Origin of the sequence: Amycolatopsis sp. NPDC049252 (assembly GCF_043197175.1) — a bacterium.
Lineage (GTDB): Bacteria > Actinomycetota > Actinomycetes > Mycobacteriales > Pseudonocardiaceae > Amycolatopsis.
Map to the genome: position 1 here is coordinate 201,351 of NZ_JBICSQ010000001.1, position 22,262 is coordinate 223,612.

Here is a 22,262-nt window from a genome sequence, read left to right on the forward strand (position 1 = left end):
GTGCCATTCACGGACGTTGCTCAGCGGCCGCGGACCCGGCGCACCGTGTCGCGGTAGAAGTAGCCGCTCTGCTTGATCGTGCGCTCCTGCGTCTCGTAGTCCACGCGGATCAGGCCGAAGCGTTTCGCGTAGCCGTACGCCCACTCGAAGTTGTCCAAAAGGGACCACGCGAAGTAGCCGCGGACGTCCGCGCCCGCCTCACGGGCTGCCGCCACCGCCGCGATGTGCGAGGCCAGGTACGCCGTGCGCTGCTCGTCGCGGACGAAACCGTCGGAGTCCGGGTCGTCGTCGAAGGCCGAGCCGTTTTCCGTGATGTACATCGGGAGGTTCGGGTAGTCGCGGCCCAGGCGGGTCAGCAGCTCGGTGAACTTGCCCGGCAGGATCTCCCAGCCCATCGCCGTCGTCGGCTCGCCGAACGGGACCGTGCGGGACGTCGGGACGCCGTCCGAATCGACCGCGCTGCCCTGCTCGTCGACGCCGGAGAACTGCTGGCCGAAGTAGTAGTTGACGCCCAGGAAGTCCAGCGGGGTCGAGATGATCTCGAGGTCGCCGTCCTGCACCGGCAGCTTCACACCGCGTGCGGCCAGGTCCTCCACCACGTCTTCCGGGTACTCCCCGCGCACCAGCGGGTCCAGGTAGATCCGGACGCCGAGGCCGTCCGCCTGACGCGCCGCGCGAACGTCCTCTTCGGAGTCCGTGGCGGGGTCGGCCGTGCACATGTTGAGCGTGATCCCGAACTCGGTGTCCGGCGGCGCGGCCTCGCGCATCCGCTGCGTCGCCAGGCCGTGGCCCAGCAGCAGGTGGTGCACCGCGTGCAGCCCGGCCGCGTAGTCACGCCGACCCGGCGCCATCACGCCGTGCACGTACCCGTGCATCGCCGAGCACCACGGCTCGTTCAGCGTCGTCCAGTGCCGGACGCGGTCCTTGAGCCGGTCGAACACCAGCATCGAGTAGTCCGCGAAGCGGTACGCCGTGTCGCGTGCCGGCCAGCCGCCCGCGTCCTCGAGCTCCTGCGGCAGGTCCCAGTGGTAGAGCGTCAGCCACGGCGTGATGCCCTTGCCGAGCGTCTCGTCGACCAGCCGGTCGTAGAAGCCGATGCCGGCCTCGTTGACGGGCCCGCGGCCGCGCGGCTGGACCCGGGGCCACGCCACGGAAAACCGGTAGGTGTCGGCGCCCAGCTCGTCGACCAGGCCGATGTCCGCGGGCATCCGGTGGTAGTGGTCGCAGGCGATGTCACCGTTGTCATTGTTGTCGATCGCCCACGGGACCTGGCAGAAAGTGTCCCAAATGGACGGTGTGCGCCCGTCTTCGGAAACCGCCCCTTCGATCTGGTACGCGGCGGTGGCCACGCCCCAGCGGAAGTCCTGCGGCAGGCTGTCGATCAACGCCTGCTGCTCGGCGGTCGCGGCTGTGGTCTCGGTCAAGGCAGGTCTCCTCCAGTGGTACCGGACAGGGCAGACGGCGTTCAGGGGGTGGCGACGGGGTGCAGGAAGCACGCCACTTCGCGCGAAGTGTCCCCGCCGGGCAGGCCCAGCACGGGGATCTTCGAGTCGCACGGCTCGAAGGCCTTGGGGCACCGCGGGTGGAACGCGCAGCCGGCGGGCATCCCGCGCGTGTCCGGTGGGGATCCCGGGATCCCGCTGAGCTCGCGTCGCGGCCCCCGCAGGGCGGGGAACGAGTTCAGCAGGCCGTAGCTGTACGGGTGGAGCGCGTCGCGGTAGAGCGCCGACGCCGGCGCCTGTTCGACGATCCGGCCGCCGTACATGATCGCGATCCGGTCCGAGAACTCGACCAGCAGCGAAAGGTCGTGCGTGATGAACAGGACCGAGAAGCCCAGCCGTTCGCGCAGTTCCACGAGCTGGCCGAGGATCTGGCGCTGCATCACGACGTCCAGCGCGGTGGTCGGCTCGTCCATGATGACCACGCGCGGTTCGAGCGCCAGGGCCATCGCGATCATCACGCGCTGGCGCATGCCACCCGAGAGCTGGTGCGGGTAGGCCTCCAGCCGGTCGGCCGAAATGCCGACGAGCTTCAGCAGGTCCTTCGCCCGGGCGGCACGCCCGGCGCGGGTCGTGTCCGGCTCGTGCGCCTTGATGACGTCGACGAGCTGGGTGACGACCTTGTGCACCGGGTTCAGGGAGTTCATCGCACCCTGGAACACGATGGACGTCTCGGCCCAGCGGAAGTCCCGCAGCTGCTTGTGGGTCAGCTTCAGGACGTCGTACGGCTCGGCGTTCTCGGGGTGGTAGATCACCTCGCCGCCGCGGATCACGCCCGGCGGCGCGAGCAGCCGGGTCAGCCCGTAGGCCAAAGTGGACTTACCGCTGCCGCTTTCCCCGGCCAGGCCGAGGACTTCGCCGCGGTTGAGCGTGAGGTGCACGTCACGCACCGCGCGCACGGCCTCGTCGCCGACGCCGTAGTCGACGTCGAGGCCCTTGATCTCCAGGACCGGTGTCATGATGCCTGTTCCTCCCGCCCGAGCACGGGCGTGAAGCCCACTCGCATGCGCTGGGTGCGCCCGTGGATGTCCCGCACCTTCGCCTTGCCACTGCCGCGCAACCGCGGGCTGACGAACTCGTCGATGCCGAAGTTCAGCAGGGACAACGCGGTGCCGAGGACGGCGATCGCCAGCCCGGCCGGCACGAACCACCACCAGGCGCCCTGGGCCAGCGCCTGCTGGCTCTGCGCCCAGAACAGGATCGTGCCCCAGTTCCAGTTCGAAAAACTCGAGACGCCGACGAACGCCAGCGTGATCTCCGACATCACGGCGAAGATCACCGTGCCGACGAAGCTCGACGCGATGACCGCGGTGAGGTTCGGCAGGATCTCGAAGAAGATGATCCGCCACGTCGACTCGCCGGTGGCGCGCGCCGCTTCGACGTACTCCCGGCCTCTCAAGGAAAGTGTCTGTGCCCGCAGGACTCGCGCGCCCCACGCCCACGACGTGAACCCGATGACCACCGCCACCAGGTAGTCACCCCCGCTGGGCAGCGCGCTGCCGATGATGATGATCAGCGGCAGCGCCGGGATCACCAGGAACACGTTGGACAGTGCGGAAAGCCCTTCACCCGGCGTCCCGCCGAGGTAGCCGGACGTCACGCCGACGATGACCGCGAGGATCGTCGCCACCACACCCGCGGTCAGGCCGACCAGCATGACGCTGCGCGTGCCGACCAGGACCTGGCTGAAGATGTCCTGGCCGAGGTGCGTGGTGCCGAACCAGTGCCGCCCCGACGGCCCTTCGAGCAGGTCGTTGCTGCGGGCCGACGGGTCGAACGGCGCGATCCACTCGCCGATCACCGCGATGATCAGGAAGAACACGATGACGCTGAGCCCGGTGATCGTCTTGCCGCCGGTGAGGAACCGGAACCGGCGCCGCTTGGCGCGCCCGGCGATGGCGTCGACCGGGAGGGCCTGGGCGGCCTTGACGTCCGCTGCTGGTACCGCCATGTCAGCCCGCCTTCCGGGTCCGCGGGTCGAGCGCGAGGTAGGCGACGTCCGCGAGGAGGTTCGCCACCAGCACCGACAGCGTGATGATCAGGAAGATGCCCTGCATCAGCGGGTAGTCCTGCGAGCCGACCGCCTGGAACAGCTCGAAGCCGACCCCGGGGTAGGAGAACACGATCTCCACCAGCAGCGTGCCGCCGACGATGAAGCCCAGCGCCAGCGCGAAGCCGGAAACGCTCGGCAGCAGCGCGTTGCGCGCCGCGTAGCCGACCGCGACCCGGCGCTCGGGCAGGCCCTTGGCGTGCGCGACGGTGACGTAGTCCTCGGACGCGACGGTCACCATCATGTTGCGCATGCCCAGGATCCAGCTGCCCATCGAGCTGATCAGGATGGTGACCGCGGGCAGCAGGCTGTGCTGGATCGCGCTGCCGATGAACTCGGGGTCCCAGCCGGGGATCAGGCCCGGGTCGTACCCGCCGGACGACGGGAAGAAGCTCCCCGGCCCGGCCAGCAGCGTCAGGGCGATCAGGCCGAGCCAGAAGTACGGCACCGACGAGAGGAACGTCGTCACCGGCAGCAGCCCGTCGACCCACGAACCGCGCTTCCAGCCGGCGACCACGCCGAGGCCGGTGCCGATCGCGAAGCCGATGATCGTCGTGATGCCGACCAGGATGATCGTCCACGGCAGACTGTCGCCGAGCACCTCGGTGACCGGGGTCGGGAAGAACGTGAACGACAGCCCGAGGTCACCGCGGAAGAGCTGGGCCCAGTAGTGGAAGTACTGGGTCACCATGCTCTCGTTCTTGTCCAGTCCGAAGAGGACGTACAGCGACTGGATGGCGTCGGCGCTGAGCGTGCCCTGGTTCTTCGTGATCAGCGACTGCACCGGGTCACCGGGGATCAGCCGCGGGATGAAGAAGTTGATGGTGACGGCGGCCCACGCCGTGAAGAGGTAGAAGGCCAGCCGTTGCAGCAGGTACCTCATCGGGCGGCCCCGTCGTACAGCCAGCACGCGGCCCAGTGGCCGGGTGCGTCGTCCACCTCGAACCGCGGCGGCAGGTCGGTCTTGCAGCGTTCCATCGCCACCGGGCAGCGCGGGTGGAACCGGCAGCCGGACGGCGGGTCGATCAGGCTCGGCGGTTCGCCGGCCCCGCGCTCGGCCGGCACCTCACCCGGGTCCAGCTCGGCGCTGCCGCCGACCAGCCGGTCCGGGTCGGGGGCGGAGTCGATGAGCAGGCGCGTGTACGGGTGCGCCGGACGCTGCGTGATCGTCTCGCTGTCGCCGCCTTCGACCATCCGGCCGGCGTACATCACCATCGTCTCGTCGGCGAAGTAGCGGGCCGACGCGATGTCGTGGGTGATGTAGAGGATCGCCAGGTGCAGCCGTTCCTTCAGGTCCCGCAACAGGTTCAGCACGCCGAGCCGGATGGAGACGTCCAACATGGACACCGGCTCGTCGGCCAGCAGCGCCTCCGGATCGGCGCCGAGCGCCCGCGCGATCGCGACGCGCTGGCGCTGGCCACCGGAGAGCTCGTGCGGGAACTTGTCGATGTACCGCTCGGGCGGTGTCATCTGCACGCGCAGGAGCAGGTCGTGCAGCGCCTGCTCCAGGTCTTCACCGTCGCGGCCGTGGATCTTCAGCGCCCGCGTCAGGTGGTAGCGCACGGTGTGCACCGGGTTCAGCGACGCGAACGGGTCCTGGAAGATCATCTGGACCTTGCGGCAGTAGGCGCGGAAGGCCTTGCCGTGCCGCACGTTCACCGTCTCGCCGTGCAGCCGGATGTCGCCGCCGGTGCGCGGGTAGAGCCCCGCGAGCAGCCGCGCGACGGTCGACTTGCCCGAGCCGGACTCGCCGACCAGGGCGGTGACGCGCCCCCGCCGCAACGTCAGGGAGAGGTCGTCGACGGCCTGGACGGCGCGGCGCGGGCCGGTGAGCCCGGCGCGTCCCTTACGCCGCACCGGGAAGTGCTTGGTCAGGCCCTCCGCCTCGAGGACCACCGCACCGGGGGTGTCCCCCTCCGACCCGGCGGCGGCCGGATCGGAGGGGGCCGGGGCGGCCGCGGTGTCGCCGCGGCCGTCCCCGTGTTCGGTCTTCACACCTGAGTCCGCCATCGATCAGGCCGCGGGCTTCAGGTGCAGGATGATGTCCAGCGCGTTGCGCAGGGTGGGCTGCGCGGGGGCGTACGGGTTCGCCTCCTCGGGCCAGCCCGTCCAGTTCTTCGTGCTGTACTCGCCACCGGAGTTCGCGGCCGACGTCGGGATCATCGGCTGCTGGTCGATCATGATCTTCTGCAGCGTCGCCATGGCGGCGGTGCGGGAGGCGTCGTCCTCGGCGTTGGCGTAGGTCTCGAGCGCCTTGGTCGCCTCGTCGTTCTTGAAGCGGCCGTAGTTGCCGTTGATGTTGCCCTGGCCGGTCGGCTTGTAGCGGTTGCCGTCCATGACGTCGCGGTACATGTCGTACGGCGTCGCACCGTCGTTGGTCCAGTGCATCAGGCCCTCGAAGTCACCGGTGTCGACCGACTTCGTCCACGCGTCCTGGTTCATCTTGTCGACCGTCGCGGTGATGCCGATCTGCGACAGGTTGTCCTTGATGATCTCCAGGTCGGTGATGTAGTCCGACCAGCCCGACGGGACCGTGAGCTTGAGGGTGACCGGCTTGCCGGACGAGTCCTGCAGCTTGTCGCCGTTGAACGTGAAGCCGGCGCCGGTGAGCTGCGCCTTGGCCGCCGCGACGTCGACCTTGACGGTCTGGCCCTTGTACTGCGGCGCGATGAACGGGTCGCCCGCCGGCGTCGGAATGCCGGTGACCTGGTCGTTCTTCGGGTAGAAGTAGCCGGCCTCACCCTGGTTGAAGATGTCGTCGCGGTTGATCACCTTGCTGATCGCCTGACGCAGCGGCGCGCTGTTCCAGGGGGCCTTCTCGGTGTTGAACCACAGGCCGTGGACGGCCAGCTGCGCGGGGAACCAGAGCTTGTAGTGCTGCGGGTCCTTGTTCGTGTAGACGGCCTTGTAGTTCGGGATGAAGACGAAGCTCCACTCGGCCGCACCGCTGGCCAGCGCCGAGACCTGCGCGTTGTTGTCCGTGTAGGACGTGTAGCGGATCTCCTTGACCTTCGGCGCTTCCTGCCAGTAGCCGTCACGCTGGCTGACGATCACCGTCTGCGGGGTGAACGACTTGAGCGTGTACGGGCCGGTGCCGACCGGGTTCTTGATCGTGTCGAGCGCCGGGTCCTTGATGCCCTGCCAGATGTGCTTCGGCACCACGATCGTCTGCAGGATCTTGACCTGGTTGACGAACTGGGAGCTGTCGAAGTTCAGCGTCACCTGGTTGCCGGCGGCGGTGATGTCCTTGTACGGGACGGCGTCGATGTTCAGCGCCTTGTTGTCCCGCAGCAGGCCGAACGTGTAGGCCACGTCGTCACCGGTCATCGGCTGGCCGTCGGAGAACTTGACGTTGTCCCGGATGGTCAGGACCAGCTTCTTGTAGTTCTCCGTCCAGTCCCACTTGGTGGCCAGCCACGGCTTGCCCGGCTCCTGCGGCTTGACGCGGTTGAGCATCACCAGGGGTTCGTAGATCGTCCAGCGGTACCCGAGGTTGGCCGCGGCCGACGTCTCGAGGAACGGGTTGTTGTTCTCCGACTGCGGGCCGTTCGGCATGCCCACGTTGAGCACGGCGTTGGGGTTGCCCTGGCCCGCGCTGGAGGTGCCACCTCCCCCGCACGCGGTCAAGCCCCCCAGGGCCATTACTGCCACGAGCGCTGCGACGATGGAGCGCTTGACTCGCATCGGTTCCTCCTGGTCATCGACGACTACTCCGTGTCGACTGGTAGCGAGCCCCGACCGCCGGCGACCGAACGACGCCACGAGTCAACCCGGGTGACTCGGGTCACGTCAATAACACGCGGGTAACGTTTTGTGCCTAAGTTTAAGTACTGAAAGAACTCGTGAGCTTGGGCCGACCGGCGGTTTACCCCTTGCGAGGCAAGGGATTTCAGCCGGTCCGGCCGCCCGCGGCGAGCAGCTGGGCGACCGGCAGCGTGGCCGCTCCGAGCGCGACGGCCTCCGGCCCGAGCCGGCCGAGGACGACCTCGGTGCGCCCGGCCAGGTAGTCGAGCGCGTGCCGGCCGACCGCGTCACGGACGGCGGGCAGGATCGCCGGACCCATGATCGCCCCCGCGGAGCCGGAAAGCACTACCCGATCGGGGCTGAGCAGGTTGATCAGGTTCGCGATGCCGATCCCGAGGTACTCGCCGGTCTCGGCCAGCACCTCCGCGGCGGGGCCGCCGACCTGGGCTTCGGCCACGATGCGGGCCAGTTCGGCGTCACTTTCGTCCCCGATGACCGGCTCTTTTCCCACCCGGTCGGCGTAGTGCCGGACGACGGCTTCGATGCCGACGTAGGCCTCGAGGCAGCCGTGCGACCCGCACCGGCAGGCCGCGCCGCCCGCCTTGACGACCGTGTGCCCCCACTCGCTGGTCGTGATGCCCGGGTGGGACGGCCCGGCCGTCGCGACCGCGGCCCCGACCCCCACGCCGAGCAGGGCGACGATGGCGCGGTCGGCACCCCGGCCCGCGCCCAGCCAGCTCTCGGCCTGGCCCAGCGTGCGGGCGCGGTTGTCCAGGTGCAGCGGCGCCACGACGTGCGGGCGGATCAGGTCGGCGAAGGCCACGCCGCTCCAGCCGAGGGTGGGCGCGTGGACGATCCCGCCGTCGCGGACCGCCCCGGGCACGCCGATGCCGACCCCGAACACCGCGTCCGCCCCGCCGCCCTCGAGCACCTCGGCGATGCCGGTGTGGACCAGCGCGGCCACCTCGCCCGGGTCCAGCCGGGTGCCGACCAGGGGGTGGCGCACGGTGCCCAGCGTCCCGAGCGCGCAGTCGAACAGGCCGACCTCGACGTGCGTCTCGCTGACGTCGACCCCGACGACGTGCCCGAAATCGGGCCGCACGGCGAGCAGCGTCCGCGGGCGGCCACCGTCCGATTCGACCGATCCGGCCTCGGCGACGACGCCGTCGGCGATCAGTTCGGCTACGACGTTCGTAACGGTGGCGGCCGATAGTCCCGATTCAGCTACCAGTTCCAGTCTGCTGACCGGGCCGTGGAGGTAGAGGGTGGAGAGCAGTGCCGCACGATTGTGCCGCCGGAGGTCTCTGGTCGTCTGCCGCACCACCTGGGTCACGGTGGGGATTGTGCCAGACACCTGGTGTACGACCACCAGTTCGGGACTTAGTTCACCAGTTAATACATGGCCACAACTTAGGGTGATCAGGCATCCTGTCAGTAGCCGTTAAGAGTTCAGATGGGTTGCCCATGGCGAGCAAGCGCACCACCGTCCGCGATCTGCGGCGGCACAACCGTTCCCTGCTGCTGTCGAAACTCTACTTCGACGGCCCGCTCTCGCGGCACGAACTGAGCCAGCTGACCGGATTGAGTGCCGCCACGGTCAGCAACGTGACCGCCGAGCTGGGCGAGGAACGGCTCATCACCGAAGCGGGCCAGGTGGAATCGGACGGCGGCCGGCCGCGCGTGCTGCTGCGCGTCGACCCGGCGTACGGGCACGTCGCCGGCGTCGACATCGGCGAAACCGGCGTCAAGGTCGAGCTGTTCGACCTGGCGATGAACCGGCTCGCGACGGTCGAGCACCCGCTCCCGGCGGCCCCGGACCCGGCGACGGCGGTCGAGCAGGTGACGTCCGGGCTGCGGGAGGTGTTCGCCAGCGCGGGCATCGACGACTCCGCCGTGCTCGGGGTCGGCATCGGCGTACCGGGCACGGTCGAGCAGGGTGAGCGGGTGCTGGTCCACGCGCCGACGGTCGGCTGGGACGCCGTCCCGCTCGTTGCGCTGCTGCAGGACGCCGGCGTGCACCTGCCGTTGTTCGTCGACAACGGCGCGAAGACGCAGGGCCAGGCGGAGATGTGGTTCGGCGCCGGCCGCGGCGCGCGCCACGCGGTGATCGCGCTGATCGGCTCGGGCGTCGGCGCGGCGGTGGTCACCGACGGCACGACGTATCGCGGCTCGACGAGCAGCGCGGGCGAGTGGGGCCACACGACGATCGCGTACGGCGGGCACGACTGCCGCTGCGGCGCACGCGGCTGCCTGGAGGCCTACATCGGCGCGGGCGGAGTGCTCGCGCGCTACCGCCGTGCCCGCGGCAAGGACGTCCCGGGCGAGGACGAGCAGGCCCAGTTCGCGGCCCTGCTGGAGGCGGCCCCGAAGTCCAAGACGGCGGCGCGTGTCCTGGAGGACACGGCGGGCTACCTCGGTGCGGGGATCGCGAACCTGATCAACCTGTTCAACCCGGAACGCATCGTGATCGGCGGCTGGGCGGGCCTGGCGCTGGGGGAGCAGCTGCTGCCGCAGATCCGTGCCGCCGCCGGTGAGCACGCACTGCGGCACCCGTTCAGCCAGACGTCGATCCAGCTGGGCTCGCTGGGCCTGGACGCGGTCGCGACGGGCGCGGCCACGCTGCCGGTGGCGGACCTGCTGGAGCAGGGCGCGACATCCCGGATCGCGAAGCCGGGCGCTTCCAACTCAGACGCGGCCTGACCCGGCTCTCGCTCTCACTCTCACCCTCACCGGTGTGGCCAACACACCGCCCGGACTGGCCAACACGCTCACCTGAGCGACCAACTCGCCGGCCACACCCGCCGGCCCCGGGCGTGTTGGCTGTTCCGGGCGCCGTGTTGGCCACTCCCGCCGCCGTGTTGACCCTCGCGGCAGTGCGTTGACCCTCCGCGCCAGCGTGCTGGCCACTCCCGCCGCTGTGTTGGCCCTTCGCTGCGCCATGTCGGCCCTTCGCTGCGCCGTGTCGGCCCTTCGCTGCGCCGTGTCGGCCCTTCGCTGCGCCGTGTCGGCCCTTCGCTGCGCCGTCTCGGCCCTTTGTGGGGCTGCGTTGGCCGTTCGCAGTCTCGGCCCTAGCGGCGCCGTGTTGGCCGTTCGGGGCGCCGGGTTGGCCGTTCCGGCGCCGCGTTGGGCGTACCAGGCGCCGTGTTGGGCGTTCCGAGCGCCGTTTTGGCCACTCCCGCCGGCGTGTCGGCCCTTCGCGGCAGGGTGCCGGCCCTTCGCGGCCCAGAGCAGGGCCCACCCTCCCAGGGGGTCCATCCCCGCTCCAGCGTATCGAGACCCCCGGACAAAACCGCGGCAAAGCCCGCCCCGGCGGCCCGCCTCTCCACAACACGGCAAGCCTGTGGACAACCGGCGTGCCCCGCTGAGCGGGAACCCGGCTCCCGCAGGTCAGCCGCACCACGCGCCGCCCGGCCCCGTCACCAACCCACCCTTAATTCGGGTTGAAAAAAAATGACCGGCCGATGGTTGCCGGACTTGTCTGGACCATGCATACTTTGTTGCCAAGCACAACAAAGCCCGGTACAACCCGTTGTCGCCCGCGACCCACCCCGCCCCGGACCGCGGACGGCAGCGCGCTGCACGGTCACGCCTGCCGCCGCCCCGGCACGCGCGGCCACCTCCCCCTCCCCGCGTTCCCGTGTTGCGCGCGGAACGCCGGTCCCCTCGGTGAGAGAGGCGACAAAGATGTCCACCTCGTTCCGCAAGTTCCGAAGAGCAGCTGCTCTGTTCGCCGCTGCCTCCCTCCTGTTCGTCGGGCAGCAGGCGCTGAGCGCGCCCGCGGCCGAAGCCGCGGCCACCTTCACCGACGACTTCAACGGCCCCGCCGGGTCCGCCGTCGACGGTTCCAAGTGGCAGCTCGAAACCGGCGACAACGTCAACAACCACGAGCGCCAGTACTACACGTCGGGCACGAACAACGCCCAGCTCGACGGCCAGGGCCACCTCGTGATCACGGCCAAGAAGGAAAACCCCGGCAACTACAACTGCTGGTACGGCCGCTGCGAGTACACCTCGGCGCGGATGAACACCTCCGGCAAGTTCAGCCAGGCCTACGGCCACTTCGAGACGCGCATGAAGCTCCCGCGCGGGCAGGGCATGTGGCCGGCGTTCTGGATGCTCGGCGGCGGCAACTGGCCGACCGACGGCGAAATCGACGTCATGGAGAACGTCGGCTTCGAGCCGAACACCGTGCACGGCACCATCCACGGCCCGGGTTACTCCGGTTCCGGCGGCATCGGCGCGGCCTACAACGGCCCCAACTTCTCCGACGACTTCCACACCTACGCCGTCGACTGGTCGCCCAACCAGATCAAGTGGTACGTCGACGGGAACCTCTACCAGACCCGCACGCCGGCCGACCTGAACGGCAACCGCTGGGTCTACGACCACAACTTCTTCATCATCCTGAACCTCGCCGTCGGCGGGTACTGGCCCGGCGACCCCAACAGCAGCACTCAGTTCCCGCAGCAGCTGGTGGTCGACTACGTGCACGTCACGAACGACACCGGCGGCGGCACCCCGCCGTCCGGGCGCACCGGGCGGATCACCGGCATCGGCGGCAAGTGCGTCGACGTCGCGGGCGCCAGCACCGCCAACCTCACGCCGATCCAGATCACCGACTGCAATGGCAACGCCGCGCAGAACTGGACCATCGGCACCGACGGCACGATCCGCGCGCTGGGCAAGTGCATGGACGTCAACGCCGCGGGCACCGCGGACGGGACAGTCGTACAGCTCTACGACTGCAACGGCACCGCCGCCCAGCAGTGGGCGATCAGCGCGGCGCACGACATCGTGAACCCCAACGCGAACAAGTGCCTCGACGCCACCGGCAACTCGAGTGCGAACGGCACCCGCCTGCAGATCTGGACCTGCGGCGGCGGCGCGAACCAGAAGTGGACCACGCCCTGATCTAACCACCTCGACCAGGCGGACCGGCTCGGTCCGCCTGGTCGTCGTGCCCTCTTTCCCTTTTTCCCAAGGAGAGTTCCAGTGCGGAGAAAGCTCCTCGCGCTCTTGGGCGGTGCCCTGATAGCGCTTACCTGCTTGACGACGGGGTCGGCCCAGGCCGCTCCCGAAGCCGGGCCGTCCGCGAGCCAGCTGCTCGCGAAAACGACGTCGTGCCAGCAGATCTCGAACGGCAAGTACTCCTTCGACGAAGGCGGCGCGGCCACCGTGCCCGTCTGCCAGGCCAACGGCGCGGTCTTCTTCAAGGCCGACATGGACATCGACTGCGACGGTGTCCGTACGTCCCAGTGCAACGAGCAGACCGACTGCTGCTTCTACCCGGACACGGCGTTCCACACCTCGACCGACCAGCCGCTGAACGCGGCGCAACTGCCCTACATCGTACTGCCGCAGCCGACGTCCACATGGGACTACCGCAACTACGGCATCGACGGCGGTTCGGTGGTGGCGGTGATCTACAACAATCAGGTCACCTACGCCGTGGTCGGCGACACCGGCCCGACCAGCATCATCGGTGAGGCGTCCTACGCCACCGCGGTCAACCTCGGCATCAACCCCGACCCGAGCAACGGCGGCACCGAGGGTCCGGTGACGTACATCGTGTTCCCGAACACGCACGTCAACCCGATCGAGAACCACAACAACGCCACCAGCCTCGGTGAGCAGGTCGCCACGCAGTTCGCCGGCGGCACCACCACCCCGCCCACTCAGAACGCGGGCCGGATCACCGGCCTCGGCGGCAAGTGCGTCGACGTCAACGCGGCGAGCAGCGCCAACGGCACCGCCGTGCAGCTCTACGACTGCAACGGCACCACCGCTCAACAGTGGACGGTCGGTTCCGACGGCACGATCCGCGCCCTCGGCAAGTGCCTCGACGTCACCAGCGCGGGCACCACGAACGGCACCACCGTCCAGTTGTGGGACTGCAACGGATCCACCGCCCAGAAGTGGTCGGCCAACGGATCGCAGAACCTCGTCAACGCGGGCTCCGGCAAGTGTCTCGACGCGACCGGCAACAGCTCCGCCAACGGTACCCGGCTCCAGATCTGGACCTGCGGGTCCGGCGCGAACCAGAAGTGGACACTCCCATGAGAAAACGCTCTCTCGCCGCGCTTTTGGGCGTGACGGCACTCGCCGCCGCCACCTTCGCCGTGCCCGCGCAGGCCGCGGGCGAGACCGTGAACGTCTGGCTCACCACGACCGACGACGCCAAGGGCGTCAACGTCACCCGCGGCCTGCAACAGCAGACGCCGATCAGCTTCGCCGCGGGCACCGGCACCGGCGGCCAGACCATCAACGTCAACGAAAACACGACGTACCAGCAGTTCGAGGGTGCCGGTGCGTCGTTCACCGACTCCGCGGCGTGGCTGCTCAACTCCAGCAACCTGCTCAGCGCGAGCACGCGCAACTCGGTCATGCAGAAGCTGTTCGACCCCAACGCCGGCATCGGCATCAGCTTCCTGCGCAACCCGATCGGCGCGTCGGACATCGCGCGCAACAGCTACACGTTCGACGACGTTCCGGCCGGGCAAACCGATCCGAACCTGACGAAGTTCTCCATCGCGCACGACCAGGCGGACGTGCTGCCACTGACCAAGCAGGCGCTGCAGCTCAACCCGCAGATCAAGGTCATGGCGTCGCCGTGGAGCGCACCGCCGTGGATGAAGGACAACGACAGCTACCTGCTCGGCTGGGTCGAGTCGCAGTTCTACCCGGCCTACGCGCAGTACTTCGTCAAGTACATCCAGGCCTACCAGGCCGCGGGTGTGCCGATCAACTACCTGACCGTCCAGAACGAACCGACGTGCTGCGCGAGCTACCCGTCGACCAACTGGAACGGCGCGGGCCTGGCCTACTTCACCAAGACCAACCTGCTGCCCGCGCTGCACAGTGCCGGACTGTCCACAAAGGTCCTCGCGCTCGACTGGAACTGGGACCAGTACCAGGCGTTCGCGGCGCCCACGATGGACGACGCGGCCATCCGCACCGACCCGAACTTCGGCGGCATGGCGTGGCACGGGTACGGCGGCGACGTCTCGCAGCAGACGACCGTGCACAACCAGTACCCGAGCGTGAACGCGTACTCGACCGAGCACTCCGGCGGCACCTGGGTGTCGAACCAGCAGGCCGAGGACATGAACAACATCGTCGACTACACGCGCAACTGGAGCCGCACGGTCACCAAGTGGAGCCTGGCGATGGACCAGGCGCACAACCCGCACAACGGCGGCTGTGACACGTGCACCGGCTTGGTGACCGTCCACAACGGAGACGGCCGCAACGGCCAGGTCGATTACACCGTCGAGTACTACACGATGGGCCACCTGACGAAGTTCGTGAAGCCGGGCGCGGTCCGGATCGACTCGAACGACAACGCCACGGTCCGCAACGTCGCCTGGAAGAACCCGGACGGCTCGAAGGCGCTGATCGCGTACAACACCAGCACCGGCACCCAGAGCGTGCGGGTGAACTGGGGCAACTCGTCGTTCACCTACAGCCTGCCCGGCCACACGTCGGCGACGTTCACCTGGGCCGGCAACCAGGGCACGGGCGGCGGTGGCGGCCAGACCGGCGCGATCACCGGTCTCGGCGGCAAGTGCATCGACGTCGCCGGCGCGAGCAGCACCAACGGCACCGCGGTCCAGCTCTACGACTGCAACGGCTCGACCGCGCAACAGTGGACGGTCGGCACCGACGGCACGATCCGCGCGCTGGGCAAGTGCCTCGACGTGACCGGTCAGTCCACTGCGGACGGTGCCCAGCTGCAGCTGTGGGACTGCGGCGGGACGGCCAACCAGAGATGGGCGGCGACCGCGGCCAAGGACATCGTCGGGTCGGCGTCGAACAAGTGCCTCGACGCCACCGGCAACTCCAGCGCGAACGGCACCCGGCTGCAGATCTGGACGTGCACCGGCGCGGCCAACCAGAAGTGGAACGTGCCCGCATGAAGAAACTCGCAGCATTCGGTGCGCTCATAGCAGCAGCGTCGGCTCTGGTGCTCGCCCCGGGTGTCGCGCAGGCGGCGACCGGGCCGATCACCGGCATCGCCGGCAAGTGCGTCGACGTCAACGCGGCGAGCACCGCGAACGGCACGGCGATCCAGCTCTACGACTGCAACGGCTCGAACGCTCAACAGTGGACGGTCGGGTCCGACGGATCCCTGCAGGCGCTGGGCAAGTGCCTCGACGTCACCAGCGCCGGGACGGCCAACGGCACCACCATCCAGCTCTGGGACTGCAACGGCTCCGCCGCCCAGAAGTGGACGGCCAACGCGGCGAAGAACCTCGTCAACACCGGGTCGGGCAAGTGCCTCGACGCCACCGGCAACTCGAGCGCGAACGGCACGCGGCTGCAGATCTGGACGTGCGCCACCAGCGCCAACCAGCAGTGGACGCTGCCGAGCGGCGGCACGACCCCGCCGCCGACCGGGCCGGGCGTGATGGCCGTCGCGCCGTACCTCTACAACGGCTGGGGCAACCCGCCCAGCCCGGCGACGATCCAGAACGCCACCGGCGTCAAGTGGTTCACGCTGGCGTTCGTGCTGTCGAACGGCTACTGCAACCCGCAGTGGGACGGCGGGCGCGCGCTGACCGGCGGCGTCGACCAGAACACCATCACCACGGTGCGCGCGGGCGGCGGCGACGTCATCCCGTCGTTCGGCGGCTACTCCGGCAACAAGCTGGAGTCGTCGTGCGGCAGCGCGGGTGAGCTGGCGGCGGCGTACCAGAAGGTGATCAGCGCCTACGGCCTCAAGGCGATCGACATCGACATCGAGGCCGACGCCTACAGCAACCCGACCGTGCAGCAGCGCACGGTCGACGCGCTGAAGACGATCCGCGCGAACAACGCCGGCATCAAGCTGTACGTCACGTTCGGCACCGGGCAGTCGGGGCCGGACAACAGCCTGGTCAACCGGGCGGCGCAGGCCGGGCTCACGGTCGACGGCTGGGTGATCATGCCGTTCGACTTCGGCGGGGCCGGCCAGAACATGGGCACGCTCACGCAGCGCGCGGCCGAGGGCCTCAAGAACGTCGTCAAGTCGGCTTACGGCTACGACGACGACACGGCCTACCGGCACATGGGCATCTCGTCGATGAACGGCATCACGGACAACAGCGAGACGGTCACGCTCAACGACTTCACCACCATCCTGGCCTACGCGAACCAGCACCACCTGGCCCGGTTGACGTTCTGGTCCGCGAACCGCGACCGCCCGTGCCCCGGGGCGTACCCGAACGACGACACGTGTTCGGGCGTTTCCCAGCAGGCATGGGACTTCACGAGGATCTTCGCCCGCTACGCCGGCTAAGTTCCGAAAGTCCGTGAATGGACCATTGAGAGACTTAGAGTCTCTCAATGGGCCATTCACGGCTTTCAAGGCTGCCGGACCGGCTCCACGCCGAACTTTTCGCGTACCAGCCGCCAGAACTGCGGCACCGCGTCCGCGTCAAGGTGGCCGGGTGCGGGCGAGCGGACGACGACGACCTCGATCGGCCGGTCCGCCGGCACCGGCCGGGACGTGACGACCAGGTCGTGCATCGCGGTGAGCGCGACCAGGTGCCGGTCACCTCCGCGGGCCAGGACGCTGGTGACGATGTCGGTCATCGGGCGGAACTCCGCGTGCTCCGCGGCCAGCTCGTGGAACCAGGTGGCGATTTCGGCCCACGGGACCGCGTCGAAGCGGCCGGACCACGCTCGCGAGTTCATCCGCATGGGTCCCAGGGTGCCGTCCGGAGCTGCCGGGGGTGGCCCTGGGGGGTAACCACGCCCCGGCAGCCTGGGTCTCGGCCACCGCTGGGGGTTCCGGCGGCGAAACCGCGATGAGGTTATCCAGGCGCCATCGGTTCCGGCTGGGGCTCGGCCCCTCCGGACGGCAAGCCTGCCCGTTCGGCCATCAGTCGACGGCGATCGCCGCCCGGGCCGCCGCCGCGCGTTCGGCGTACGCGCCGACCAGCTGCTCTTCCGCGTCTTCCAGGTACTTCATCAGCAGCTGCTCCGCGCCCAGGCCGTCGCCGGCCTCGATCCGGTCCAGGATCTCGTGGTTGCGCGGCAGGTAGCGCTCGTGGAAGCGGCGCGGCTCGGCCATGATGTGGAACACCAGCCGCAGCTCGGCGATGAGCCTGCTGACCAGCTCGTTGACGCGCTCGCTGCCCGACAGCGCGGCCAGCTCCTGGTGGAACCAGACGTTCGCGGTGCCGAGGTCCTTCCAGTTCCCCGTGCGCGCGGCCTCGTCGCCGATCTCGACCTTCTCGCGGATCTTCGGAAAGGACGCGGGCTTGGCCGTCACCCCCCGGACGGCGGCGCACTCGATGATCTTGCGCACCCGGTAGATGTCGACGACGTCCTCGACGCTCGGGATCCGCACGAAGACCCCGCGGTTGAGCTCGTGGGCGAGCAGCCGCTCGTGCGTGAGCAGCCGGAACGCCTCCCGCAGGGTGTTGCGCGAGACGCCGAGCGCGTTGCCGATGTCCTGCTCCGACAGCCGTCCGCCGGGCAGGAAGAAGCCCTCCGCGATGCGCTTGCGCAGCACTCCCGCCACCCGCTCGGCCGTGCTCTTGCGGCTGACGAGGCCGCGATCGGCTTCCAGGCCCGGGACGTCACTGTCTTCGATGACCACGACGACGATGGTACCCGTCACACTGAGGACGATCCAATTGCAGTCTTGTGGAATTGTTGAACAATCCTTACTGTGTGAGGCACGCCACGATGAGACACTGGCCAGGAGGTGCCCGACATGACTGCCACAGCAACCGAGGCCCGGCCGTTCGACTGGTTCCGCACGCTGGGGAAACGCGGCCAACGCGCGTTCGCCGGCGCGTTCGGCGGGTACGGCCTGGACTCGTTCGACTACCAGACCCTGCCCCTCGGCCTCGCCGCGATCACCGCGTACTTCGGCATATCGAGCGGTGAAGCCGGCCTGCTCGGCACGACGACGCTGGTCGTGTCGGCCGTCGGCGGGATCGGCGCCGGCATGCTGGCCGACCGCATCGGCCGCGTCCGCACGCTCCAAATCACCATCGCGATGTACACGGTCTTCACCGTGCTCTGCGGGTTCGCGCCCAACTTCGAGACGCTGCTGATCTTCCGCGCCCTGCAGGGCCTGGGCTTCGGCGGTGAATGGGCGGCCGGCGCGGCGCTGGTCGCGGAGTACTCCTCGGCGCGCTACCGCGGCCGGACCGTGGCGTTCGTGCAGAGCGCGTGGGCGGTCGGCTGGGGCCTGTCGGTGATCGTCTACACCGTCGTCTTCAGCATCGCGAGTCCCGATCTGGCCTGGCGCATCATGTTCTGGACCGGCGTCATCCCGGCGCTGCTGGTGCTCTGGGTCCGCAAGAGCGTCAAGGACGCGCCCCGCGCCGAAGAACGCCTCAAGACCGAGCGCGTCAAGGGCACGCTGGTCAAGATCTTCCACCGCGACCTCCTGCGCACCACGTTCTTCGCCGCGCTGCTCGCGACGGGCGTCCAGGGCGGGTACTACACGATCTCGACCTGGCTGCCGTCGTACCTGAAGAAGACGCGCGAGCTGACCGTGATCGGCACCGGCGGCTACCTCGCGTTCCTCATCACCGGCGCCTTCGTCGGGTACGTCTGCGGCGGCTACCTGACAGACCTGATGGGGCGCAAGAAGACCTTCCTGACGTTCGCGATCCTGTCGGCCGGGCTGATCGTCGCCTACACCCAGATCCCCAAGGGCGCCAACGGTCTCGTGCTGGTGCTCGGCTTCCCGCTCGGCTTCTCGATGTCCGCGATCTTCAGCGGCTTCGGCGCCTACCTCGCCGAGCTGTACCCGACGGCCCTGCGCGGCACCGGCCAGGGCTTCACCTACAACTTCGGCCGCGCTGTCGGCGCGATCTTCCCGACCGTCGTGGGTTTCCTCGGCGCCGGCGGTGCGATCGTGTTCGGCGCGATCGGCTACGCCATCGCCGCGGTGGCCCTGCTCGGCCTGCCCGAAACCCGAGGGATCGAACTCGTTGACTGAGGGGGAACTCATGACGACCTTCGACCAACCCGCCACTTTCACGCCGGAGCAAGCACGTTCTGTCTTCCGACGTGGCACGGCCCGCCCCACGACCGGCTGGGCGGGCGGCTTCACCCAGACCAACCTGATCGCCGTGCCCGAGGACTGGGCCTACGACGTCCTGCTGTTCTGCACCCGCAACCCGCAGGCGTGCCCGCTGCTCGACGTCTCCGACCCCGGCGACCCGGGCACGCGGCTCGCCGAGGGCGCGGACCTGCGCACCGACCTGCCGCGCTACCGGATCTGGCAGAACGGCGTGCTCGCCGGCGAGGTCTCGGACGCGACCGGGCTGTGGCGCAGCGACATGGTCGCCTTCTCGATCGGCTGCAGCTTCACGTTCGAGACGGCGCTGGCCGCCGAGGGCGTCCCGCTGCGGCACGTCGAGCAGGGCCGCAACGTCGCGATGTACGTGACGAACCGGCCGTGCGAGCCGGCCGGGCGGCTGTTCGGCCCGCTCGTGGTGTCGATGCGGCAGATCCCGGAGGACCGCGTCGACGACGCCATCCGGATCACCCGCGCCATGCCGTCCGTCCACGGCGCGCCGGTGCACATCGGCGATCCGCGCGCCCTCGGCATCGAAGACCTTTCCCGGCCGGACTTCGGTGATCCGGTGGACGCGGCCGACGGCGACGTGCCGGTGTTCTGGGCCTGCGGGGTCACCCCGCAGGCGGCACTGATGGCGTCACGTCCGCCGTACGCGATCACCCACGCGCCGGGGTACATGTTCATCACGGACCGGCACGACAGCGAATACCGGGTGGGCTGAAATGGATCTGAACAGTGACCTCGGCGAGGGCTTCGGCGCCTGGCAGATGGGCGACGACGAAGCCGTGCTCGACATCGTCACCAGCGCGAACGTCGCCTGCGGCTTCCACGCAGGCGACCCGTCGGTGATGCGGCACGTGTGCGAACTGGCGGCCGATCGCGACGTCGCGATCGGCGCCCACGTCGGGTACCGCGACCTGGCGGGCTTCGGCCGGCGCGCGCTCGACATCGCGCCGGAGGACCTGGCGAACGAGGTGCTCTACCAGATCGGCGCCCTCGACGCGTTCGCCCGCGCGGCCGGCAGCCGCGTGACGTACGTGAAGCCGCACGGCGCGTTGTACAACACCGCGGCGGCCGACCCGGAGCAGGCCGCGGCGATCGTCGAGGGCCTGCGCCGGTACGACCCGGCGCTCGCGCTGCTCTGCCTGCCGGACTCGGAAATGCGGCGGGAGGCGGAAAAAGCCGGGGTGGTGGCGTACGCGGAGGCGTTCGCCGACCGGGCCTACACCGCGGAAGGCCGCCTGGTGTCACGCAAGCAGCCCGGCGCGGTCCTGCACGAGCCGGACGCGGTCGCCGAGCGCGCGGTCGCGATGGCGACCGGCGGCGGGGTCGTCACGGCCGACGGCGGCAAGCTCGACCTGCGCCCGGACTCCCTGTGCGTGCACGGGGACACCCCGGGCGCGGTGGAGCTGGCCCGGCGGATCCGCGACGGCCTGACCGATGCGGGTATCCCGCTCGCCGCGTTCACCGGATGAGCGTCCGGCTGCTGCCCTGCGGACGGCGCGCGGTGCTCGTGGAGGTCGACGACGTCCTCGGCTACCAGGCGGCGTTGACGCAGGCACCGCCTCTCGGTGTCGAGGAGCTGGTCCCGGCCGCCCGCACCTTGCTGGTCCGCTTCGACCCGGCGGTGACCTCCGCCGATCGGCTGGGCGCCCTGCTGCGCCGGGCGTCCCCAGTGGACAGTCAGGTCGCGGCGGCCGCCGCGGTCGTGATCCCCGTGGTTTACGACGGTGAAGACCTGGCGGACGTCGCTTCCGAGAGCGGGCTGTCGATCAAGGAGGTCGTGGTCCGGCACAGCGCGGGTTCGTACGTCTCGGCGTTCTGCGGGTTCGCACCGGGGTTCGCCTATCTGTCCGGTTTGGACACCCGGCTGCACGTGTCCCGCCGGTCGTCACCCCGCACGCGCATCCCGGTGGGTTCGGTGGCGATCGCGGGTGAGTACAGCGCGGTGTACCCGAGCGCGTCGCCGGGCGGCTGGCGGCTGCTCGGGCACACCGAAACCCCGGTGTGGGACGTCGAACGCGACCCGCCGAACCTGCTGCCGCCGGGGACGCGGGTCCGGTTCCGGGAGGTTTCGTGAAGCTCGAGATCGTCCGGCCCGGGTTCGCGACGACCGTGCAGGACCTCGGGCGTCCCGGGCACGCCGCCCTCGGCGTCGGACGTTCCGGCGCCGCCGACCGCGGCTCGTTCCGGCTGGCCAACCGGCTCGTCGGAAACCCTTCGGGCGCCGCGGGCCTGGAGGTCACGCTCGGCGGCCTGGTGCTGCGCGCGTCGGCGGTGACGACGGTGGCGGTGACCGGCGCGGACTGCCCGTTGGCGAAAGGCGGCCGCGCTTTCGGCCTCAACGCACCGATCACCCTCCGGCCGGGCGAGGAACTGGCGCTCGGCATGGCGTCGACCGGGCTGCGCTGTTACGTCGCGGTGCGCGGCGGCATCGACGTCCCGCCGGTGCTGGGCTCGCGTTCGACGGACACCCTGGGAAAGCTCGGCCCGCCACCACTCGCCGCGGGAATGCTGCTGCCGGTCGGACCACCACCGCCCGGGTTCCCCACGGTCGATCTCGCGCCGCGCGCGGCTCTGCCCACGTCACCGATTCTGCGTGTGACACCGGGACCGCGTCGCGACTGGTTCACCGCACCGGACGAGCTTCTGTCCACTGTGTACACGGTCTCGCCGGACTCCGACCGCGTCGGCATCCGCCTGACCGGCCCGCCGCTTTCCCGCGCGCGCGAAGACGAACTGCCGTCGGAGCCGTGCGTGCCGGGCTCACTGCAGGTACCGCCGTCGGGCCGGCCGATCCTGTTCCACGCCGACCACCCGACCACGGGCGGCTACCCGGTGATCGCCGTCGTCGACGAAGACGACCTGGACGTCGCCGCCCAGCTACGCCCCGGCCAGACCCTCCGCTTCCGGGCCTCGTGAGTGAGAAACAGTGTTCTAA

Annotated in this window: 19 protein-coding genes; 10 read left to right on the forward strand and 9 right to left on the reverse strand. The window is 69.6% G+C overall.

Going from position 1 to position 22,262, the window contains the following annotated elements:
* Positions 1 to 20 precede the first annotated feature (20 nt).
* The 7 genes from ACGFMK_RS01000 to ACGFMK_RS01030 form a co-directional block, all read right to left on the reverse strand.
* Positions 21 to 1,424 carry a GH1 family beta-glucosidase gene (locus ACGFMK_RS01000; protein ID WP_392755902.1) on the reverse strand — a complete coding sequence of 468 codons (1,404 nt, stop codon included), beginning with the start codon at positions 1,422 to 1,424 and terminating at the stop codon, positions 21 to 23.
* A gap of 41 nt (positions 1,425 to 1,465) precedes the next feature.
* Entirely contained in the window at positions 1,466 to 2,458 is a 993-nt protein-coding gene (locus ACGFMK_RS01005; protein WP_392755904.1) for an ABC transporter ATP-binding protein, read from the reverse strand.
* A complete protein-coding gene (locus ACGFMK_RS01010; protein ID WP_323323993.1) occupies positions 2,455 to 3,450 on the reverse strand; it encodes an ABC transporter permease in 996 nt (331 codons plus the stop codon). Before ACGFMK_RS01010 ends, ACGFMK_RS01005 begins: the two co-directional genes overlap by 4 nt.
* Before the next feature lies 1 nt (position 3,451).
* A complete protein-coding gene (locus ACGFMK_RS01015) occupies positions 3,452 to 4,432 on the reverse strand; it encodes an ABC transporter permease (protein ID WP_392755906.1) in 981 nt (326 codons plus the stop codon).
* Complete coding sequence (locus ACGFMK_RS01020) at positions 4,429 to 5,445, reverse strand: ABC transporter ATP-binding protein (RefSeq protein ID WP_392757540.1); 1,017 nt, start codon at positions 5,443 to 5,445, stop codon at positions 4,429 to 4,431. The genes ACGFMK_RS01015 and ACGFMK_RS01020 overlap by 4 nt, the downstream gene beginning before the upstream one ends.
* Positions 5,446 to 5,562: 117 nt before the next feature.
* Complete coding sequence (locus ACGFMK_RS01025) at positions 5,563 to 7,233, reverse strand: ABC transporter substrate-binding protein (RefSeq protein ID WP_392755908.1); 1,671 nt, start codon at positions 7,231 to 7,233, stop codon at positions 5,563 to 5,565.
* Positions 7,234 to 7,438: 205 nt separating this feature from the next.
* A complete protein-coding gene (locus ACGFMK_RS01030; protein WP_392755910.1) occupies positions 7,439 to 8,626 on the reverse strand; it encodes an ROK family protein in 1,188 nt (395 codons plus the stop codon).
* Positions 8,627 to 8,757: 131 nt separating this feature from the next.
* Between ACGFMK_RS01030 and ACGFMK_RS01035 the strand changes: the two genes are divergently transcribed.
* The 5 genes from ACGFMK_RS01035 to ACGFMK_RS01055 all read left to right on the forward strand — a co-directional run bounded on the left by ACGFMK_RS01035 (position 8,758) and on the right by ACGFMK_RS01055 (position 16,570).
* Complete coding sequence (locus ACGFMK_RS01035) at positions 8,758 to 9,993, forward strand: ROK family protein (protein ID WP_392755912.1); 1,236 nt, start codon at positions 8,758 to 8,760, stop codon at positions 9,991 to 9,993.
* A gap of 984 nt (positions 9,994 to 10,977) precedes the next feature.
* On the forward strand, positions 10,978 to 12,204 hold the full coding sequence (locus tag ACGFMK_RS01040; protein WP_392755914.1) for a family 16 glycosylhydrolase: 1,227 nt from the start codon (positions 10,978 to 10,980) through the stop codon (positions 12,202 to 12,204).
* Positions 12,205 to 12,339: 135 nt separating this feature from the next.
* Positions 12,340 to 13,353 (forward strand): RICIN domain-containing protein, encoded by a 1,014-nt coding sequence (locus ACGFMK_RS01045; protein ID WP_392755916.1) that lies wholly within the window; start codon positions 12,340 to 12,342, stop codon positions 13,351 to 13,353.
* Positions 13,350 to 15,209, forward strand: coding sequence for a ricin-type beta-trefoil lectin domain protein (locus ACGFMK_RS01050; RefSeq protein ID WP_392755918.1), 1,860 nt, complete (start codon positions 13,350 to 13,352; stop codon positions 15,207 to 15,209). The genes ACGFMK_RS01045 and ACGFMK_RS01050 overlap by 4 nt, the downstream gene beginning before the upstream one ends.
* Positions 15,206 to 16,570: a ricin-type beta-trefoil lectin domain protein gene (locus ACGFMK_RS01055; RefSeq protein WP_392755920.1), complete on the forward strand. Its 1,365-nt coding sequence runs from the start codon at positions 15,206 to 15,208 to the stop codon at positions 16,568 to 16,570. Before ACGFMK_RS01050 ends, ACGFMK_RS01055 begins: the two co-directional genes overlap by 4 nt.
* 65 nt (positions 16,571 to 16,635) lie before the next feature.
* Here the strand turns inward: ACGFMK_RS01055 and ACGFMK_RS01060 are convergent, their stop codons facing one another.
* Complete coding sequence (locus tag ACGFMK_RS01060; protein ID WP_392755923.1) at positions 16,636 to 16,974, reverse strand: hypothetical protein; 339 nt, start codon at positions 16,972 to 16,974, stop codon at positions 16,636 to 16,638.
* Positions 16,975 to 17,155: 181 nt separating this feature from the next.
* A complete protein-coding gene (locus ACGFMK_RS01065; RefSeq protein WP_392757543.1) occupies positions 17,156 to 17,878 on the reverse strand; it encodes a GntR family transcriptional regulator in 723 nt (240 codons plus the stop codon).
* Positions 17,879 to 17,995: 117 nt separating this feature from the next.
* On the opposite strand from ACGFMK_RS01065, the gene ACGFMK_RS01070 reads away from it, so the two are divergent.
* The 5 genes from ACGFMK_RS01070 to ACGFMK_RS01090 are packed head-to-tail and all read left to right on the forward strand — an operon-like array spanning position 17,996 to position 22,243.
* Positions 17,996 to 19,237: an MFS transporter gene (locus ACGFMK_RS01070; RefSeq protein WP_392755925.1), complete on the forward strand. Its 1,242-nt coding sequence runs from the start codon at positions 17,996 to 17,998 to the stop codon at positions 19,235 to 19,237.
* A gap of 10 nt (positions 19,238 to 19,247) precedes the next feature.
* Positions 19,248 to 20,042, forward strand: a complete 795-nt coding sequence (locus tag ACGFMK_RS01075) for a putative hydro-lyase (RefSeq protein WP_392755927.1) — start codon at positions 19,248 to 19,250, stop codon at positions 20,040 to 20,042.
* 1 nt (position 20,043) lies between these two features.
* On the forward strand, positions 20,044 to 20,796 hold the full coding sequence (locus tag ACGFMK_RS01080) for a LamB/YcsF family protein (protein ID WP_392755930.1): 753 nt from the start codon (positions 20,044 to 20,046) through the stop codon (positions 20,794 to 20,796).
* Complete coding sequence (locus ACGFMK_RS01085) at positions 20,793 to 21,401, forward strand: allophanate hydrolase subunit 1 (protein WP_392755933.1); 609 nt, start codon at positions 20,793 to 20,795, stop codon at positions 21,399 to 21,401. Before ACGFMK_RS01080 ends, ACGFMK_RS01085 begins: the two co-directional genes overlap by 4 nt.
* Positions 21,398 to 22,243: a biotin-dependent carboxyltransferase family protein gene (locus ACGFMK_RS01090; protein ID WP_392755936.1), complete on the forward strand. Its 846-nt coding sequence runs from the start codon at positions 21,398 to 21,400 to the stop codon at positions 22,241 to 22,243. Before ACGFMK_RS01085 ends, ACGFMK_RS01090 begins: the two co-directional genes overlap by 4 nt.
* The last annotated feature ends 19 nt before the right edge of the window (positions 22,244 to 22,262 follow it).

Bases quoted from the DNA above. Each gene is read 5' to 3' on its own strand.
- ACGFMK_RS01035 (WP_392755912.1), top strand. From the start codon at position 8,758: ATGGCGAGCAAGCGCACCACCGTCCGCGATCTGCGGCGGCACAACCGT.
- ACGFMK_RS01025 (WP_392755908.1), bottom strand. From the start codon at position 7,233: ATGCGAGTCAAGCGCTCCATCGTCGCAGCGCTCGTGGCAGTAATGGCC.
- ACGFMK_RS01070 (WP_392755925.1), top strand. From the start codon at position 17,996: ATGACTGCCACAGCAACCGAGGCCCGGCCGTTCGACTGGTTCCGCACG.
- ACGFMK_RS01085 (WP_392755933.1), top strand. From the start codon at position 20,793: ATGAGCGTCCGGCTGCTGCCCTGCGGACGGCGCGCGGTGCTCGTGGAG.
- ACGFMK_RS01050 (WP_392755918.1), top strand. From the start codon at position 13,350: ATGAGAAAACGCTCTCTCGCCGCGCTTTTGGGCGTGACGGCACTCGCC.
- ACGFMK_RS01040 (WP_392755914.1), top strand. From the start codon at position 10,978: ATGTCCACCTCGTTCCGCAAGTTCCGAAGAGCAGCTGCTCTGTTCGCC.
- ACGFMK_RS01015 (WP_392755906.1), bottom strand. From the start codon at position 4,432: ATGAGGTACCTGCTGCAACGGCTGGCCTTCTACCTCTTCACGGCGTGG.
- ACGFMK_RS01080 (WP_392755930.1), top strand. From the start codon at position 20,044: ATGGATCTGAACAGTGACCTCGGCGAGGGCTTCGGCGCCTGGCAGATG.
- ACGFMK_RS01055 (WP_392755920.1), top strand. From the start codon at position 15,206: ATGAAGAAACTCGCAGCATTCGGTGCGCTCATAGCAGCAGCGTCGGCT.
- ACGFMK_RS01075 (WP_392755927.1), top strand. From the start codon at position 19,248: ATGACGACCTTCGACCAACCCGCCACTTTCACGCCGGAGCAAGCACGT.
- ACGFMK_RS01060 (WP_392755923.1), bottom strand. From the start codon at position 16,974: ATGCGGATGAACTCGCGAGCGTGGTCCGGCCGCTTCGACGCGGTCCCG.
- ACGFMK_RS01010 (WP_323323993.1), bottom strand. From the start codon at position 3,450: ATGGCGGTACCAGCAGCGGACGTCAAGGCCGCCCAGGCCCTCCCGGTC.
- ACGFMK_RS01005 (WP_392755904.1), bottom strand. From the start codon at position 2,458: ATGACACCGGTCCTGGAGATCAAGGGCCTCGACGTCGACTACGGCGTC.